Raw genomic sequence first — 16,730 nt, 5'->3', positions numbered from 1 at the left:
TCATACTATCGTTCACTTCTTTTTTAGAAAGCTCTCTTCGATTTATGAAGAGAGCTCGTCATATTGTTCTTTTGAAAGCAGGACTTCTCTCGGTTTACTTCCTTCATAAGGACCGACAACGCCTCGCTCTTCCATTGCGTCAATCAGGCGGGCGGCCCGGGTATAGCCGATGCGGAATCTTCTTTGAAGCATAGAGACAGAAGCCGTCTGCATGCCGATGATGAGTTCCACTGCTTCATCATATAAATCGTCATCCACAGCTGTAAGCTGATCCTGCGTTTCTTCAGTTGGAATCATTTCTTCTTGATATTGCGCTTTTTGCTGAGTGATCACATGGTCAACGACATGCTCTACTTCTTCATCTGATAAAAAGGCGCCCTGCACACGAACCGGTTTGTTTGCTCCAACTGGCAGAAACAGCATGTCCCCTCTGCCGAGCAGTTTTTCTGCGCCCCCCATATCAAGGATCGTCCTTGAATCGGTTTGCGAGGACACGCTAAAGGCGATGCGAGATGGGATGTTGGCTTTAATGACACCTGTAATGACATCGACAGAAGGTCTTTGTGTGGCAATAATTAAATGAATCCCGGCTGCTCGAGCCATTTGCGAAAGTCTTGTAATAGAATCTTCCACATCTGAGGAAGCGACCATCATTAAATCTGCAAGCTCGTCTACAATGACGACAATATAAGGAAGTTCTGGCTGTTTCGCCTCTTCTGATTGATTCATTCGTTTAATGTAATCATTGTACCCTTCAATATTTCTTGTCCCCGTATGAGAAAATAATTCATAGCGGCGTTCCATTTCACTGACGACTTTTTTCAGTGCCTGTGAGGCTTTCTTAGGGTCCGTTACAACGGGAGCGAGCAGATGCGGAATGCCATTATACACATTTAGTTCAACCATTTTCGGATCAATCATCATCATTTTCACTTCATGAGGTTTCGCTCTCATGAGAATACTTGTGATAATGCCATTGATACACACACTTTTTCCGCTTCCTGTCGATCCTGCTACAAGTAAATGCGGCATTTTGTTCATTTCAGCGAGCACGGCTTCACCCGAAATATTGCGGCCTAGTCCAATCAGCAGCTTCGCATTTGGACGGTCATTTTGCTTCGATTCTAATACCTCTTTTAAAGAAACCATCGCAATTTCTGCATTAGGAACCTCAATACCGATGGCTGATTTCCCAGGAATCGGCGCCTCAATCCGAATATCTTTTGCGGCGAGAGCAAGAGCTAAGTCATCACTTAGATTGACGATCTTACTTACCTTCACGCCAACATCTGGATAGACTTCATATTTGGTAACAGCCGGTCCTAAGTGAACCTGTGTGACTTTTGCTTTGACGCCGAAGCTTTGAAACGTTTTTTCAAGCTTTCTTGCATTTTCATATATATTCTTCTTGTCTGTTTGCTGTCCTGAGTGCTGCGGCTCTGCCAAAATATCCAGTGATGGCAATTCGTAATCTTTGTTTTCAAGTTCCGTAAACGTCATCGGCGGCGCCTCTTTTGGTTCATCAGCTGAATCTGATCGAGCCGGCGTACTTTGCACAGAATCTTGAAGAGGCGAAGTCTCTTTTGCCGCCTGCTCTTTTTGAACGAGCGGGGTGAGAATGTCATCTCTGTCAGCAAAGCTTGAGATAATCGGCTGACTATTGTCAGGCACTGGCGCTTCCTCTTCCATTATGATCTGATCATCTTCGTCCTCTTCTTGAATACGAGACCGTTTTTTCTTTTGGGCCGTTTTCTGAGAGGGCGCGCTCTTTTTCGCCTGCCTGATTCCTTTCATATCTTCAACAAACGCTTTCCACTGCTTCACCATAAATTGCGAGACAGGCAGCGTCACTTTTTTCACCATTTCTTGAAGAGATCGATTTGTAATCAGCACAATTCCAATCAGCATCAGAACGATTGCCATGATTTGAGAGCCTGCTTGTGCAAATAAGAAATAAGAAGCAGCAAATAATACGGCACCGATCATGCCGCCTCCTAAATCAGGCGACCCCGTCTCACCTTTCATGTCCATCAAGAAAAGCTCAGATGTATTTCTGATCACACTTTGAGAGCCTATCGCACCCGCAGATGAAAGGTGCTGAAAGAGCTTCACATGAGACAAAAGCAAGATACTCGCAATGATGCAGTATAGACCTGCTTTTCTTCTTGTCAACATATCTGGGATTTGTTTTTTCCAGAAAATGGTCACGCCAAAAAGAAATAATCCGATAAGGCAGAGAATGAACCATTCACCTGCAAAGAATCGGAATAAATGTACGAAGGTTTGTCCAACGACGCCTAGCTGTAAAATGGCGATGATCGCTATGGCAATACAGACTAACCCATTTAATTCATATTTCAGTTTTAGCTGTTTATTTTGTTTTTTTCTCGTTTTCCGTTTTCTCTTTTTAGCCATACTCATCACCTTACTACGAAAGAAAATATAACCTACCGAAAGATCAGAAAGAAAGCAGCCTGGTTTTGGCTGCATCTTGTTGTAAGTTTTCCCTTTATTATAGCATAGAATCATTCATATGAGTCGGTTTGATTGGAGCCTAATTGTAACTTCAATCGCTTGCCTGGTGCAAGCTCTTGATTCAAAAAGTCCATTGGATTGGTGCTCATGACTTGAACGATTTCTGCTTCATCCTCTTTCATTTCAACCATAACTGGCACGCCTTGGATGTTTACCTGCTGAAGTTTACGGTCTCCTTGTTCCTCTGCGTAAATGGCTTCATATGGCATAGGTGTGTATAAAATCATTGGATCAGCCCCTCGTTTTGAGATGCCCTTTCTCCAATCAGCTCGTTCAACTTTTTAATCGCTTGTCCTACACCGCCTACTTCATTCATGAGACCGTATTCTGCCGCTTCATGACCAACAACATTTGTTCCAATGTCTCTTGTCAAATTGCCTTTTGAGAACATGAGCTCTTTGAACTTCTCTTCTGTAATATTGGAGTGGCTTGTCACAAAGTTAATGACTCTTTCCTGCATTTTATCTAAGTATTCAAAGGTTTGCGGGACACCGATCACAAGACCAGTTAAACGCACAGGATGAATGGTCATCGTGGCTGTTTCCGCAATATAGGAATAGTCACACGATACAGCAATCGGGACACCAATGGAGTGGCCGCCGCCAAGTACAATCGATACAGTCGGTTTTGATAAAGACGCAAGCATTTCTGCAATCGCTAGCCCTGCTTCAACATCGCCGCCTACTGTATTTAAGATGATCAAAAGCCCTTCAATTTTTGGGTTTTGCTCTACTGCTACGATTTGCGGTATGACATGCTCGTATTTGGTTGTTTTATTTTGTGGCGGAAGCTGCATGTGCCCTTCAATTTGTCCAATAATGGTGAGGCAATGGATATTTGTATCTTGCGGCAGCTGTGGTATGGCTGTTTCACCAAGCTGCTGTATTTTGCTCATAATGCTGTCTTTTTCTTCTGGCTTTCGCTCAGGCTGCTGTTCATTTTTTTCGTCCATTTGTCTCCATCCTTTCCTCAAACTCTCCTCCTATTATGAACAAGAAGGCCATATTCAATCCGCATTCCTCGCACCACATCAAAAAAGCCCAAAGAGCTTATGCTCCTTGGGCTTTCTCATCATACTTCCATAATAATCGGAATGATCATCGGCTTACGTTTTGTTTTTTCATATAGGAATTGATTGAGTACGTCACGCATGGATTGTTTCAATGTTGACCATTCAACAATTGAGTTTTCCGTTTGCTCTTTGACAATCCCTTTGACCATTTCTGTCGCTTTCACAATCAGCTCTTCAGATTCTCTTACATACACAAATCCTCTTGTGATGATTTCAGGTCCAGAAATTAATTGTTTCTTTTGTTTATCGAGCGTAATGACGACAATTAAGATACCATCTTGAGACAATAGGCGTCTATCGCGTAACACAATGTTCCCGATATCACCAACACCAAGACCATCGATCAAAATATTGCCTTGGTGAACTTTTTCACCAATCTTGACGTTCTGTCCTCTAAACTCCACAACATCCCCTTTATCAATCAAGAAAATGTCACTTCGTTTCATTCCCACTTCTTCAGCAACACGAGAATGTGCTTTTTGCATACGATATTCGCCATTCACCGGAATTAAATACTTTGGCTTTAGTAAGTTCAGCATGAGCTTTAACTCTTCTTGGCAGCCATGTCCAGAAACATGCACACGTTTTTGTGCAAAAATGACTTGTGCGCCGCTTCTTGTAAGGAAATCCACTGTTTTTGAATAGGTAAGTTCTTGTCCAGGAAGAGGTGTAGATGCAATCACAACCGTGTCATCTTTTTCAATATGAAGCTGTTTGTGATTTTGTTTCGCCATTTTTGTTAACGCAGCTAAAGGCTCTCCGTGGCTACCAGCTGTCAGGACGACCACATCGTTTTTCGCCATTTTCTTCACTTCTTGAACTGGTACAAATAATTCTTCGTCTGCTGTGACATAACCAAGTTTGATCGCCAGCTGAAGAGTCGTCATCATATTCTTTCCTGCTACGGCAAGCTTACGGCCATTTTGATTTGTTGCATTAATGATCTGCTGCACTCGGTTAATGTTAGATGAAGATACAGCCACAATGACACGATTTTCAGCATTGTACATCGCATTTGAGATTTCGTCTTGGACGAGCGCCTCAGAAGGTGTATAGCCTGGTTTTTCAGCATTGGCACTGTCTGAAAGAAGTGCTAAAACGCCATTGTTTCCAATTTTCGCAATCTCTCCGATGTCACAGGCTTGGTTAAGCGCTGGGGTTTGATCAAATTTAAAATCACCTGTGCATACGATTGAACCAAGAGAGGTTTTGAAGCTGATCCCAACTGAATCAGGGATGCTGTGATTCGTTCTAAAAAATGATACCTTTGTTGTTTCAAACGTAATGACTGATTTTGCATGTACCTCACGCAAATCAGCTTTTTGATTGAAGCCATACTGTTTTAATTTTTCTCGAAGTAACGCAAGGGTCAGCTTCGTTCCGTAAACTGGTACAGACAATTTGCTTAAGCAATGGAATACGCCTCCGATTGCTTCATCATGTCCGTGGGTAAGAAAAATTGCTTTCACCCGATCAGCACGTTCTGTTAAATAAGAGATATCAGGAATGACAACGTCAATGCCTAGCATTTCGTTTTCTGGATGCATCAAGCCTGCATCTACCACATATATGTCCGAATCAATTTCAATGACATATAAGTTTTTCCCGATTTCTCCAACGCCTCCAAGTGCAATAATTCTTACGTTCTCTGTATTTTTCTTTTTCAAAATTCTTATCCTCCTAGTCTCAAGCCCGTCCATCATCGCTTAATGCTATTATAACTGAATCTAATTTTAGAAAACAAGATGAAGTCACATTTTAAGAAAGTGTTTATGTATAAAAAACGGTCATACTCAGGGACATCTGAGAATGACCGCTTACGAAATCTTTTGTTTTGATCAGCTGTTTAAGACGCTACTTAAATCCAGTCTCTCTTCTTCTGACAAAGGTAGAAGCGGAAGACGAACCGATCCGACATCTAGTCCTTTCAGCTGAAGAGCTGTTTTGACAGGCGTTGGATTTGGCGCTGAGAATAGCTGTTTCATGATTGGAAGCAGCTTTTGATGGATCAATGCGGCATTGGCCGTTTGACCTGAAGCATAGCTTTTCAGCATTTGCTGCATATCAAGCCCTACGATATGAGACGCCACAGAGACTACTCCTTTTGCACCAACAGATACAGCTGGAAGTGTTAAGCTGTCGTCACCTGAATAAACATCGAAATCCTCTGGTGTCTCTGCAATGATTTTTGTCATGGCATCAAGATCACCACTTGCTTCTTTGATTGCGACAATGTTAGGTATTTGCGCAAGCTTAATGGTTGTTTCTGGGGCTAATGACGCAGCCGTTCTCCCTGGTACATTGTAAAGCATGACAGGAAGAGATGTAGACTCGGCAATGGCTTTAAAGTGTGCATACATGCCTTCCTGTGATGGCTTGTTGTAGTAAGGTACGACAAGCATCACTGCATCAACGCCCGCTTCTTCTGCTTTTTTCGTTAGTTTGATAGACGCATTTGTATTATTACTGCCTGTTCCTGCAATGATTTTACAACGACCATTTGCTAATTTTACCGATTGCTGAAAAAGAGCGACTTTTTCCTCAGTCGATAAAGTTGGCGATTCGCCTGTTGTCCCTGCAACGACTAATGAGTCACTGCCGTTTTTTAACAAGTAATCAATGAGAATTGATAGCTTTTGGAAATCAATGTTGCCCTTTTTATCAAAAGGTGTAATCATAGCTGTTGCGATATTTCCGAAATTCATTTTTTTCACCTCATCATGATTCAATCACATTTATCTTGAAAGTTCAAACACTTCGTGCAGGGCATTGACAGCCGCTCTCATGTTTTCTTCGTTCACTAGCACCCAAATGGTCGTATGGCTGTCAGCCGATTGTAAAATCGGAATGTTTTGCTCGGATAGAGCCGATACAATTTTTGATGTGACACCTGGTACACCCATGATGCCTGCGCCAACAGCTGATACTTTCGCACAATTTGTTGTGACAATTGGCGTATAACCAAGATCTTTTAGGATCGAGGTTGCCTTTTCAGTCATTGCACCTGTCACGGTATACACAATCTCACTCGGTGTAATATTGAAGAAATCAACACTGATTTGTGCATTAGCCATTGCTTTAAAGACCTCTGTTTGGACGCTGTATTGCCCTTCTTTTGCCGGGACTTTGATTTGCGTCACATCATTGACATGTGCAATACCCGTAATGAGGCGGTCGTACACATCATGGCTCATTTTATCTGAGTAGTGTGACGTGACGAGTGTGCCCTCTTCATCAGAGTATGTTGAACGGACCCTCATTGGTACTTTTGCTTGCATCGCAATTTCGACAGCTCTCGGGTGAATGACTTTTGCTCCTTGATATGCAAGGTTGCAAATTTCTGTATATGTCACGACTCTGAGCGGCTTTGCATTTTCAACAATGCGGGGATCTGCCGTCATGACGCCTTCTACATCTGTAAAAATATCAATAAAATCTGCCTGTAATGCGGCACCTAAAGCAGCTGCGGACGTATCACTGCCGCCTCGTCCAATTGTGGTCACGTCTCCATTTTTCGCGGCTCCTTGGAACCCAGCAACAACGACAACATCATGTTCAGATAGTGCCGCCTCGAGACGTTCGCACTTCATATCAATAATTTTCGCACTCGTATGTTCCTTATCTGTCACAAAGCCAGCCTGTGCGCCTGTCATCGCTACAGCTTTTAGCCCGTTTTCATTCAGCATGCTTGAAAACACAACAGCTGAAATATTCTCTCCGCAGGAAACGAGCAAGTCTTTTTCTCGATTTGTCATATGCTGCGCGCTGCCGTAAAGCAGACCAAGCAGCGTATCTGTCGCATAAGGATCGCCTTTTCGTCCCATTGCGGATACGACGACAACCGACTTATAGCCTTTCTCTTTTGCCGATAAGATATGTGCAAGTGCCCTTTGTCTACCTTGATCATCTTTGACAGATGTACCGCCAAATTTTTGGACAATTATTTTCACTGTTTTCACTCCAAGTTCATTCTGACGTAACAGAAGAGAGCAGGCGAAAGATGCCTAACTCTCTTCTGTTCGTCCTCATCATCCATTGAATGTTAAACTAATTTTAATGCTTTTAAGCTTTCTGCAATTTGAACGGAGTTCCATGCAGCGCCTTTTAGCAGGTTATCAGATACAATCCACATATGGAACCCGTTTGGACGGTCCAAATCTTTCCGAATGCGGCCGACAAATACGTCGTTTTTCCCAACAGCATCTGCAGGCATTGGATAAATTTGCTGAGACGGATCATCTTGCAGTGTAATGCCTGGAGCATCTTTTAGAATGGACTTGACGTCTTCAACTGTTGCGTCGTTTGATTCTAGTTCGACGTAAACAGATTCTGAATGTCCTGTTTCAATTGGAAGTCTCACACATGTTGCCGCTACTTCCAGCTCTGGCATATGCATGATTTTTTTCGTTTCGTTGATCATTTTCATTTCTTCAAATGTATAGCCATTGTCTTGGAATTTATCAATTTGCGGAATCGCATTAAATGCAATTTGATAAGGCATGACTTCCGGCTTCACATCTTCTTTATTTAAAATGGCTTGTGATTGGCTATATAGCTCGTCAATGGCTTCATGTCCTGCACCTGATACGGCTTGGTAAGTGGACACGATGACTTTTTTCATGCCATACGCCTGACGAAGCGGTTCTAATGCCGCTACCATTTGAATCGTTGAACAGTTAGGGTTTGCAATGATTCCTTTATGGTCATGCAAGTCTTTTTCGTTTACCTCTGGTACGACAAGAGGGATGTTTTCGTCCATACGGAAAGCACTTGTGTTGTCTACAACAATCGCACCTCGTTTGACTGCTTCAGGAGCTAGCGCCTTGGAAACATTTCCTCCAGCACTGAATAATGCAATACTTACTCCTTCAAAGCTTTCAGGTGTTGCTTCCTGTACAGTATACTCTTGACCTCTGAATGTCACTTTTGTTCCAGCAGAACGTTTTGAGGATAGTAGAGTCAGTGTATCCATTTCAAAATCTCTGTCAGCTAGTGTTTTTAACATTTGTTGACCGACAGCTCCAGTCGCTCCAACTACAGCTACATGCAATCCTCTTCCCATCAGTAAAACTCCTTCCGACCCATCCATGATTCTTTTCTTTCGGATGGCCATCCTATGACTTTTTACATTTTATTTTACCATAGAAAAGCAAGGCTTGAAGCATCTTTTTTGAATCTTTCATGATTTTCTAGTGAATCTATTATTCGCTTGGTCCAATTAAAATTGGCTGAATTTGTCTATGCTGAAGTGCCTCTTCTACTGTTTGAGAAAGCAAATCCATGTTCGCGACCATGGAGGTCGGTTTTTTAAATGGATCATCCTGGCCAAATGGAATAAAGAAAATATTTTTTGTCGACATCAGCCTCATCAGATTTGTACCATTTAAGCCTAGCGCATCATTTGTTGAAATTCCTAAAACGACAGGACGATGATTTCGAATGGTTGCTTTTGCCGCCATTAAAACAGGGCTGTCTGTCATGGCATTTGCGAATTTCGCCATCGAGTTCCCTGTTAATGGAGCAATGACCATACAATCAAGTGGCAGCTTAGGTCCGAGCGGCTCTGCTTTCACGATTGAGTCAATCGCCTTAAAGCCAGTCAGCTTCTCGATCCGCTCAATCCAGTCCGCCCCATCTCCGAATCTTGTATTCGTGTTCTGGACCGTATATGACACCACTGGACGCACTTCTGCTCCTTCTTTTACAAGTGCTTCGATCTGCGGATAAACAGCTTCGTACGTACAGTGGGAACCAGTTAAGCCAAAGCCGATTCTTTTCCCTTTTAATGTTGTCATGATTCCATCCCCCTTTTTTCCTCTGCAAGTTCACATAAGAGCCCAGAAAGCACTTTTGCAATGATTTGCCCTGCTGTCTTTGGTGCGACAATCCCTGGGAGTCCTGGTGCAAGAAGCGCCTTCACCCCGTGTTTTTGTGCAAAGTCAAAGTCTGTTCCTCCTGGGCGGGAGGCGATATCCAAAATGAGTGTCTTTGGTGTCATGCTGACGATGACAGATGAATCTAATACAAGGCTTGGAATGGTATTGATGATGATATCTACATCGGTTACTTCTTCTTTTAAACGGTCCATTGAAAATGGATCGAGTCCCATTTCAAATGCCCGCGCTAAATGCGCTGTATCTGCTGCCCCTACTTTTACGTCCGCACCGAGTGCCCGAAATGTGCGGGCAATGGTGAGTCCTGTTCTTCCGAGCCCAAGAACAGCGACACGTGATCCATGAATCGTATAATCCGTTTGCTGAATGGCCATCATGATAATCCCTTCAACTGTTGGAATAGAGTTATATATGGCAATATCATCTCGCTCAAACAGCTTCACAAGTTTTCGGTTCACCTGCTTTGCCAGATTGTCTAAGTACGTATTAGAAATACCTGAGTACAGGGTACAATGGGCAGGGGTTCTTTCTAAATATGTTGCTTCTAGTAACACCTGTTCATTTGAGAAAACTGTCGCGACAACACCTTCATCCGTTGCCCCTGATACTGGCAGGATCATACTGTCTACCTGTTCGAATGGAAGTTCTGACATTTTTAGCTTTTCAGCCCCAATAAATCCGTGATCCAGCTGATCAAATCCAACCAAAAACACTTTGGCATGCTGCTGTGACAGCTTGCGAATAATTTCAAGCTGCCTTGCATCTCCCCCGATCACCGCAACCGTTAAACCGCTCAACATACTGACCGTTCACCTTCTTTATTTAAAAAAGTCTGTAATATTTTCTGAATCTCCCTTTTAGCATATGAGGAGAGGATTCAGCCTGTGAACAAATCGAAGAGAGAAAAGAAAAAGAGCACCCATTTATGATGGATGCTCTTTTTCCCCGGGCGGCTGAAGTGCTTCAGGCACATCGAGAATGATCATATCTGATCCTATTTTTTGAATGTGATTCCACGGGACGCGGATGTCATTTCCTTGCTTTCGAAAGCCAAACCACTTCACGGAAGGTATGATGAGTGCTGTGATTTGACCGTCCTGTTCATTGATTTCAAGGTCGGTTTGTCCAAGCACGCCAAGCCGCTCCGCTCTTTTGATATCAACGATCTCTTTTCCTGACAGCTCGCTTAGCCTCAAAATCGCATCACTTCCCTTCCGTATCATATATGCAGCCACAAGAAGAAATAGACCGTCCCGCTTTTGCAAGTTATGCATGGTGCCAATTTGAATACCAAGCTGGTTTCAGTTGATGAAAGTGATCATGGTCTGCCAGCATTCTCTCCACTCGGTTCACCATATCTTGTACATGTTCAGTGTCATAAGAAAGCGTCCAGACAATAGAAGAAAAGCAGCTCATTGCTGTATAGATAGAAAAAAGAAGCCAAAAATCGTCTGTGACCTGCGTATTTACATAGTGATCCAGTTGCCCTGCTGAAAACGGAATACTATTTTCTCGGCTAAATAAGGACAATTTATAAAAATCATGAACCGGGTCACCCCAGTCAGATTGATCAAAATCAATGACGCCGGCATACTCACCTTCTTGTATGATGATATTCCCCAAATGAAAATCATCATGCTGGAATTGATTAGGTCTCGCCTTTACCGCATCAGCATGTGATTTGATAAAATCTAATACGAATTGCTCTTTCGTAAAGGTCACTCCACTTGATTGATAGGCATGTACATACCGTTCATGTTTCGCCATGACTCTCTCATCCCATGGCGCGACATGAGAAGGTGCGGGACATGTATGCATGAAATTCAGCTCTCTGCCTGCCCGTCTTCCGATTTCATACTGCTCTTCATTTGTAAGCAGATGGATGGATGCTCTAGCGTTCTCTCCTTCAATAAAAGAGAAAATACGATAGGTACAGTTAAGTTCAGGATTCATTCCAACCTCCATGACTTCAGAACATAGAAGCCCTCGATTTTTAAACTTTTGCTGAACTGAAGCTTTTCTTTTAAAATTAGTATACGTTTTGAGATTTGATAGCTTGAGCACCAGCTTTTCACTTGAGGATGTTGTGACGAGGTAAGTTCGGTTTCCAGATAATCCAGATGTCATCGGCTGAAAGGAGATGGCTTGTGTCAGAAGCGGAGAGAGGAGTTTCAGTTTTTCACGTTCCATGTAAGCAGTGCCCCTTTCTACTTGATATACAATAAACGGCAGACCTCATAAGAAGCCTGCCGTGTTGTTTACATTATGATGGCTGATCACCCGTAGGACTAATAAGCGAGAGCGCATAATCCTCAGTAAAGATTCGTTTTGATAAGTTATTCACACCGTCTAATGTGACTTTATTGATTTCTTCAATAATTTCATCAAGTGTACGATGTTTGCCAAGGAGCAGTTCATTTTTACCGTTTCGGCTCATCTTACTGTTTGTGCTTTCAAGACTGAGCATTAGGTTCCCTTTCATTTGCTCCTTAGAGTTTTCAAGCTCTTTTTGCGTAATTCCCTCACGCTTTAAGACGTCAAGTGTTTGTAAGATGGTTTCAGAGAGCAGGTTTAACTGCTTCGCTCCAGTCCCGCCATAAATCGTCAGCATGCCGTTATCCGCAAATGAACTGTGATAGCTGAAAACGGAATAGGCGAGGCCTTTGTCTTCTCTTACATCCTGAAATAAGCGGCTGCTCATGCTTCCCCCAAGAACATTATTTAAGACGATTAAGTCATAGATGCCTTTGTCTCCAGCTGGGAGGCCATTAAAGCCCATGCATAGATGCGCTTGCTCTGTTTCCTTTTTGCGTGTGAGCTTGTCATAGTAAAATTGCGGCGCTTCTACAGGCTGTTTTTTTCCTTTCGTTTCATACGAACCGAACAACTTTTCAACTTCACTAATGAATGTGTCATCCACATTCCCTGCAACAGAGATAACGACGCGGTCCGGCGTGTAGAATTCATCCATATAAGCTCTAAGAGAGTCACCGTTAAAGGTAGAAAGTGTTTCTTCTGTTCCTAAAATCGGGAACCCTAAAGAATGATCACCATAAATCGCTTTGCTCAACAGATCGTGAACGATATCATCAGGTGTATCCTCATACATTTTGATTTCTTCATATACTACATTTTTTTCTTTTTTCAGCTCTTCTTCATCAAAAGCAGAGTGGAAGAACATGTCGCTTAATACATCGAGGGCGTAGCCGGCATGTGAATCAAGCACCTTTGCATAGTAGCAAGTGTATTCTTTTGACGTAAAGGCATTTACTTGACCACCGATGCGGTCAAAGGATTCTGCGATATCACGTGCAGATCTCGTCTTTGTCCCTTTAAAGAACATATGCTCTAGAAAGTGTGATATCCCATTAATTTCTGGTGTCTCATGTCTAGAACCCGTTCCAATCCAGACGCCAATTGCGACAGATCTTACAGTGGGATTGTTTTCAAGTACAATTCTTACTCCGTTTTGGCATGTATACGTTTTGACCAAGTTTTGCTCCTCCTATTCAACAAACAGATCGGATCACGGATGTCTTTTTTCACTTAGGAGGTCAGAAACCGTTCCTAATTCATATCCTCTTTCCTTGATTTGAGTGATAAGTGCGTCAAGACTTTTCGCCGTCGAATCTGTTGGATGCATTAATATCATCGCCCCATTGTGAATTTTTCCAAGCACCCGTTTTTGTAGTACGTTTGGTGACGGTTTTTGCCAGTCAATGGTGTCTACCGTCCACATAATGGTTTCCATTCCTTCTTCTGCGGCAAGCTTCACTGTTTCTTCTTTAAAGCTACCGCTTGGAGGGGCGAACCACTTCGGTTTTTTTCCAAGGGATTCTTCAATTTGACGATTTGTTTTGGTAATCTGCTCTAATGCTCGTTCTCTTGTCAGTGTGCGCATATCTGGGTGATTGTATGAATGGTTTCCAATTTCATGACCATCTGCCACGATCTTTTTAGCAAGATCCGTGCTTTTTTTCACCCATTTGCCCTCTAAGAAAAAGGTCGCCTTGACCTGATGCTTTTCCAGTGTCTTTAACATCTTGATTAAATGCTCGTCACCCCAAGCCACGTTGATGAGGAAAGCATTCATTTTTTTATCTGGATGTCCCTTGTAAATGGGTTCAGCACCAAGTTCATGTAAATGAATAGAAGGTTTTGTTTCATTGAAAACAAGCAGCTTTTCATCAAATGACCCTTGTTTTTTCATTTTTTCATAAGAGGCATCGATATTGACCGTCTGTCCATTTAGACCAGGCATCTTTTTCCACACTTTATCAATCTTAGCATTTTGCGCCTTCACTTCATAGTCAGAAGACTTCGATTCAATCTCTTGATATAAAATATCTTTTGAAACAGATGCAACCTCAGCATGCTCTTTCATTGATTCAATATATGTAACAGCAGCCGGCTGCTTCATCGTTTGATATGACACGAGCAGTAAAAATACAAACACAATGAATGGTAACGTTTTTTTCAATGGTTGTCCCTCCCCTTTACCACAAATTATGATGGGGAGAAACAAGCTAGAACTATTGTTAGCGCAAGAAAAGAAAGAAGCCTGGTACGGATACCTGGCTTCTAACATATTTCATTAAGACTGTTTTTCTTCTTTTTCCTTTTCTTCACGTAAAACAGCTTTGCGAGAAAGGTTCACACGGCCTTGTTTATCGATTTCAGTGACTTTGACAAGTAATTCATCGCCAATCTTCACGACATCTTCTACTTTGCCTACACGATCAAGCGCAAGCTCAGAAATATGAACAAGTCCATCTTTGCCGCTGAAGATTTCAAGGAAAGCACCGAATTTTTCAATGCGTTTTACTTTACCTAAGTAAAGTTGTCCTACTTCAACTTCTCTCACAAGATCTTCAATGATTTTCTTCGCTTTTTGGTTCATGTCTTCTTCTGTAGAAGAGATAAAGATTGTACCATCTTGTTCAATATCGATTTTCACACCAGTATCTTCGATGATTTTATTGATTTGTTTACCGCTTGGTCCAATGACATCGCGAATTTTATCAGGATTGATTTTCATCGTTAAGATTTTTGGTGCATAACGAGACAATTCTCCTCTAGAAGCAGGAATCGTTGACAGCATGCTATCTAAGATTTCCATTCTTCCTTTTTTCGCTTGTTGGAGCGCTTCTTCCAAAATGTCTTTTGATAGACCATCGATTTTGATATCCATTTGAAGTGCTGTTACACCTTTTGATGTACCTGCAACTTTAAAGTCCATATCACCAAGTGCATCTTCCATTCCTTGAATGTCTGTCAGCACTGTGTAGTATTCACCGGATTTCACAAGCCCCATTGCAATCCCTGCAACTGGTGCTTTAATTGGAACACCCGCATCCATCATCGCAAGTGTGCTTGCGCAAATACTTGCTTGTGAAGTAGATCCGTTTGATTCCAGTACCTCAGACACAAGGCGAACCGTATAAGGGAAATCTTTTTCAGATGGGATCACTGGTTCTAATGCCCGTTCACCTAGCGCTCCATGTCCGATTTCACGGCGTCCTGGGCCACGCATTGGCCCTGTCTCACCAACACTGAATTGAGGGAAGTTGTAATGGTGCATGAAGCGTTTTGATTCTTCAACGCCTAGACCGTCAAGAATTTGCACATCGCCAAGTGCACCTAATGTACAAATACTGAGCGCCTGTGTTTGTCCTCTTGTAAATAGACCTGAACCGTGCGTTCTTGGTAGAAGTCCTACTTCTGAAGAAAGTGGACGGATTTGATCTACACCACGTCCATCTGGACGTACTTTCTCTTCAGTGATCAGACGACGAACTTCATTTTTGACAAGCTTGTTTAATACGTCTTTCGCTTGTTTAATTGTCGCTTCGTCGCGATCTTCTTCTTCAAATTTCTCAACCACAGCTTTTTTCACTGCACTGATTGCATCTTCACGTGCATGCTTCTCATGTACTTGAATCGCTTTCAGCAGGTCTGTTTCAGCAAGTGCTTTTACTTCGTCTGCTAACGTTTGATCTACTTCATATAGAGGAATATCGATTTTTGCTTTACCGACTGCTTTGACAATTTCCTCTTGGAATTCGATTAAACGTTTGATCTCTTGGTGACCATACATGATAGCTTCAAGCATTGTTTCTTCTGGTACTTCATCAGCACCAGCTTCGACCATGTTGATCGCATCTTTTGTTCCAGCGACTACAAGGTTGATGTCACTTTGTTCAAGCTGTTCTACATTTGGATTGATGATAAACTTTCCATCAACTCGTCCTACTGTAACGCCAGCGATTGGTCCCTCAAATGGAATGTCAGACACACATAATGCTAAAGATGAGCCAAACATTGCAGCCATTTCAGATGAACAATCTTGATCCACACTCATGACGATACTAATAACTTGTACTTCGTTTCTAAATCCATCAGCAAATAATGGACGGATTGGTCTATCAATTAAGCGGCTCGCAAGGATCGCTTTTTCACTTGGACGGCCTTCTCTTTTAATGAAGCCACCAGGAATTTTACCTACTGCGTATAATCTTTCTTCGTAGTTCACAGTGAGCGGGAAGAAATCAAGTGGTTTTGGTTCTTTAGAAGCTGTTGCTGAGCTAAGCACAGCTGTATCTCCGTAGCGTACGAGGACCGCTCCGTTTGCTTGCTTTGCAAGCTGGCCAGTTTCAACTGTCAGTTGACGTCCAGCCCAGTCTATGGTGAAGACATGTTTCTCTTGTCCCATTCTGAGAAAAACTCCTCTCTTATCTTGAAATTTTAGTTAATTCTTATTATGAACAAAATGATTTTCACATATCAATGTGAAAGGTGTATGTAGAAGGGTTTTTGCCATTCTTTCAACATTTTAACCATAAAATATTAGTGATTATACGATAAAAAAGCGGGAATCCTCCCGCTTTTTACGATTATCGACGTAAGCCTAGTTTGTTAATTAACTCACGGTAACGAGTTACGTCTTTATTACGTAGATACGTAAGAAGATTACGACGTCTACCTACCATTTTCAAAAGACCGCGACGTGAGTGGTGATCTTTCTTATGAGTACGTAAATGCTCGTTCAAGTTGTTAATTGATTCTGTTAGGACAGCGATCTGAACTTCTGGAGATCCAGTATCAGATTCGTGTGTTTTGAACTCACTAATTAATTGAGTTTTACGCTCTTGAGTAATAGCCATCCTGTTTCACCTCCAAATCATGTTAGCCCCATCTACCTCGCAACCGTCGGTGAAGTCGGCCTGCCA

At 42.3% G+C, this 16,730-nt stretch carries 15 protein-coding genes; all 15 read right to left on the bottom strand.

The genetic code is table 11. The features are described from left to right. Window positions 1-42 precede the first annotated feature (42 nt). The gene (locus MKZ05_RS08315) at window positions 43-2,415 is read right to left on the bottom strand and encodes a DNA translocase FtsK (protein ID WP_339162141.1); all 2,373 of its coding nucleotides are present in this window, start codon (window positions 2,413-2,415) and stop codon (window positions 43-45) included. 110 nt (window positions 2,416-2,525) lie between these two features. After that, a complete protein-coding gene (locus MKZ05_RS08310) occupies window positions 2,526-2,762 on the bottom strand; it encodes a YlzJ-like family protein (protein WP_003211099.1) in 237 nt (78 codons plus the stop codon). After that, the gene (locus MKZ05_RS08305; protein WP_003212436.1) at window positions 2,759-3,487 is read right to left on the bottom strand and encodes a ClpP family protease; all 729 of its coding nucleotides are present in this window, start codon (window positions 3,485-3,487) and stop codon (window positions 2,759-2,761) included. The genes MKZ05_RS08310 and MKZ05_RS08305 overlap by 4 nt, the downstream gene beginning before the upstream one ends. Before the next feature lie 119 nt (window positions 3,488-3,606). Further along, the gene (gene rnjB, locus MKZ05_RS08300) at window positions 3,607-5,274 is read right to left on the bottom strand and encodes a ribonuclease J2 (protein WP_003212233.1); all 1,668 of its coding nucleotides are present in this window, start codon (window positions 5,272-5,274) and stop codon (window positions 3,607-3,609) included. Window positions 5,275-5,445: 171 nt separating this feature from the next. Beyond that, window positions 5,446-6,312, bottom strand: coding sequence for a 4-hydroxy-tetrahydrodipicolinate synthase (gene dapA, locus MKZ05_RS08295; RefSeq protein WP_003211660.1), 867 nt, complete (start codon window positions 6,310-6,312; stop codon window positions 5,446-5,448). A 30-nt stretch (window positions 6,313-6,342) separates the two neighbouring features. Further along, complete coding sequence (gene dapG, locus MKZ05_RS08290) at window positions 6,343-7,557, bottom strand: aspartate kinase (protein ID WP_050944998.1); 1,215 nt, start codon at window positions 7,555-7,557, stop codon at window positions 6,343-6,345. Window positions 7,558-7,649: 92 nt separating this feature from the next. After that, window positions 7,650-8,669 carry an aspartate-semialdehyde dehydrogenase gene (asd, locus tag MKZ05_RS08285; RefSeq protein ID WP_003211715.1) on the bottom strand — a complete coding sequence of 340 codons (1,020 nt, stop codon included), beginning with the start codon at window positions 8,667-8,669 and terminating at the stop codon, window positions 7,650-7,652. Window positions 8,670-8,808: 139 nt separating this feature from the next. Next, on the bottom strand, window positions 8,809-9,402 hold the full coding sequence (dpaB, locus tag MKZ05_RS08280) for a dipicolinate synthase subunit B (protein ID WP_050945000.1): 594 nt from the start codon (window positions 9,400-9,402) through the stop codon (window positions 8,809-8,811). After that, complete coding sequence (gene dpaA, locus MKZ05_RS08275) at window positions 9,399-10,301, bottom strand: dipicolinic acid synthetase subunit A (RefSeq protein WP_003212195.1); 903 nt, start codon at window positions 10,299-10,301, stop codon at window positions 9,399-9,401. Before dpaA ends, dpaB begins: the two co-directional genes overlap by 4 nt. A gap of 123 nt (window positions 10,302-10,424) precedes the next feature. Next, window positions 10,425-10,697 (bottom strand): YlmC/YmxH family sporulation protein, encoded by a 273-nt coding sequence (locus tag MKZ05_RS08270; protein ID WP_012010001.1) that lies wholly within the window; start codon window positions 10,695-10,697, stop codon window positions 10,425-10,427. Window positions 10,698-10,767: 70 nt separating this feature from the next. Continuing rightward, window positions 10,768-11,691, bottom strand: coding sequence for an aminoglycoside phosphotransferase family protein (locus tag MKZ05_RS08265; RefSeq protein ID WP_327840685.1), 924 nt, complete (start codon window positions 11,689-11,691; stop codon window positions 10,768-10,770). 73 nt (window positions 11,692-11,764) lie between these two features. Further along, entirely contained in the window at window positions 11,765-12,994 is a 1,230-nt protein-coding gene (locus MKZ05_RS08260; protein ID WP_212045871.1) for a pitrilysin family protein, read from the bottom strand. A gap of 33 nt (window positions 12,995-13,027) precedes the next feature. Beyond that, on the bottom strand, window positions 13,028-13,921 hold the full coding sequence (locus MKZ05_RS08255; protein ID WP_223250646.1) for a polysaccharide deacetylase family protein: 894 nt from the start codon (window positions 13,919-13,921) through the stop codon (window positions 13,028-13,030). Window positions 13,922-14,095: 174 nt separating this feature from the next. After that, complete coding sequence (gene pnp, locus MKZ05_RS08250; protein ID WP_003211098.1) at window positions 14,096-16,213, bottom strand: polyribonucleotide nucleotidyltransferase; 2,118 nt, start codon at window positions 16,211-16,213, stop codon at window positions 14,096-14,098. Between the two features lie 181 nt (window positions 16,214-16,394). After that, window positions 16,395-16,664, bottom strand: a complete 270-nt coding sequence (gene rpsO / locus MKZ05_RS08245; protein ID WP_012009997.1) for a 30S ribosomal protein S15 — start codon at window positions 16,662-16,664, stop codon at window positions 16,395-16,397. Window positions 16,665-16,730: the final 66 nt, after the last annotated feature.

This window comes from Bacillus sp. FSL M8-0277 (assembly GCF_037975305.1).
GTDB lineage: Bacteria > Bacillota > Bacilli > Bacillales > Bacillaceae > Bacillus > Bacillus pumilus.
The sequence above is the reverse complement of the archived record's forward strand: the minus strand, read 5'-3'. Positions and strand labels throughout refer to the sequence as shown.

Excerpts from the sequence above, each read along its gene's own strand:
- MKZ05_RS08315 (WP_339162141.1), bottom strand. The coding sequence starts at position 2,415 with ATGGCTAAAAAGAGAAAACGGAAAACGAGAAAAAAACAAAATAAACAG.
- MKZ05_RS08310 (WP_003211099.1), bottom strand. The coding sequence starts at position 2,762 with ATGATTTTATACACACCTATGCCATATGAAGCCATTTACGCAGAGGAA.
- MKZ05_RS08305 (WP_003212436.1), bottom strand. The coding sequence starts at position 3,487 with ATGGACGAAAAAAATGAACAGCAGCCTGAGCGAAAGCCAGAAGAAAAA.
- dapA (WP_003211660.1), bottom strand. The coding sequence starts at position 6,312 with ATGAATTTCGGAAATATCGCAACAGCTATGATTACACCTTTTGATAAA.
- asd (WP_003211715.1), bottom strand. The coding sequence starts at position 8,669 with ATGGGAAGAGGATTGCATGTAGCTGTAGTTGGAGCGACTGGAGCTGTC.
- dpaB (WP_050945000.1), bottom strand. The coding sequence starts at position 9,402 with ATGACAACATTAAAAGGGAAAAGAATCGGCTTTGGCTTAACTGGTTCC.
- dpaA (WP_003212195.1), bottom strand. The coding sequence starts at position 10,301 with ATGTTGAGCGGTTTAACGGTTGCGGTGATCGGGGGAGATGCAAGGCAG.
- MKZ05_RS08265 (WP_327840685.1), bottom strand. The coding sequence starts at position 11,691 with ATGGAACGTGAAAAACTGAAACTCCTCTCTCCGCTTCTGACACAAGCC.
- MKZ05_RS08255 (WP_223250646.1), bottom strand. The coding sequence starts at position 13,921 with ATGAAGCAGCCGGCTGCTGTTACATATATTGAATCAATGAAAGAGCAT.
- pnp (WP_003211098.1), bottom strand. The coding sequence starts at position 16,213 with ATGGGACAAGAGAAACATGTCTTCACCATAGACTGGGCTGGACGTCAA.
- rpsO (WP_012009997.1), bottom strand. The coding sequence starts at position 16,664 with ATGGCTATTACTCAAGAGCGTAAAACTCAATTAATTAGTGAGTTCAAA.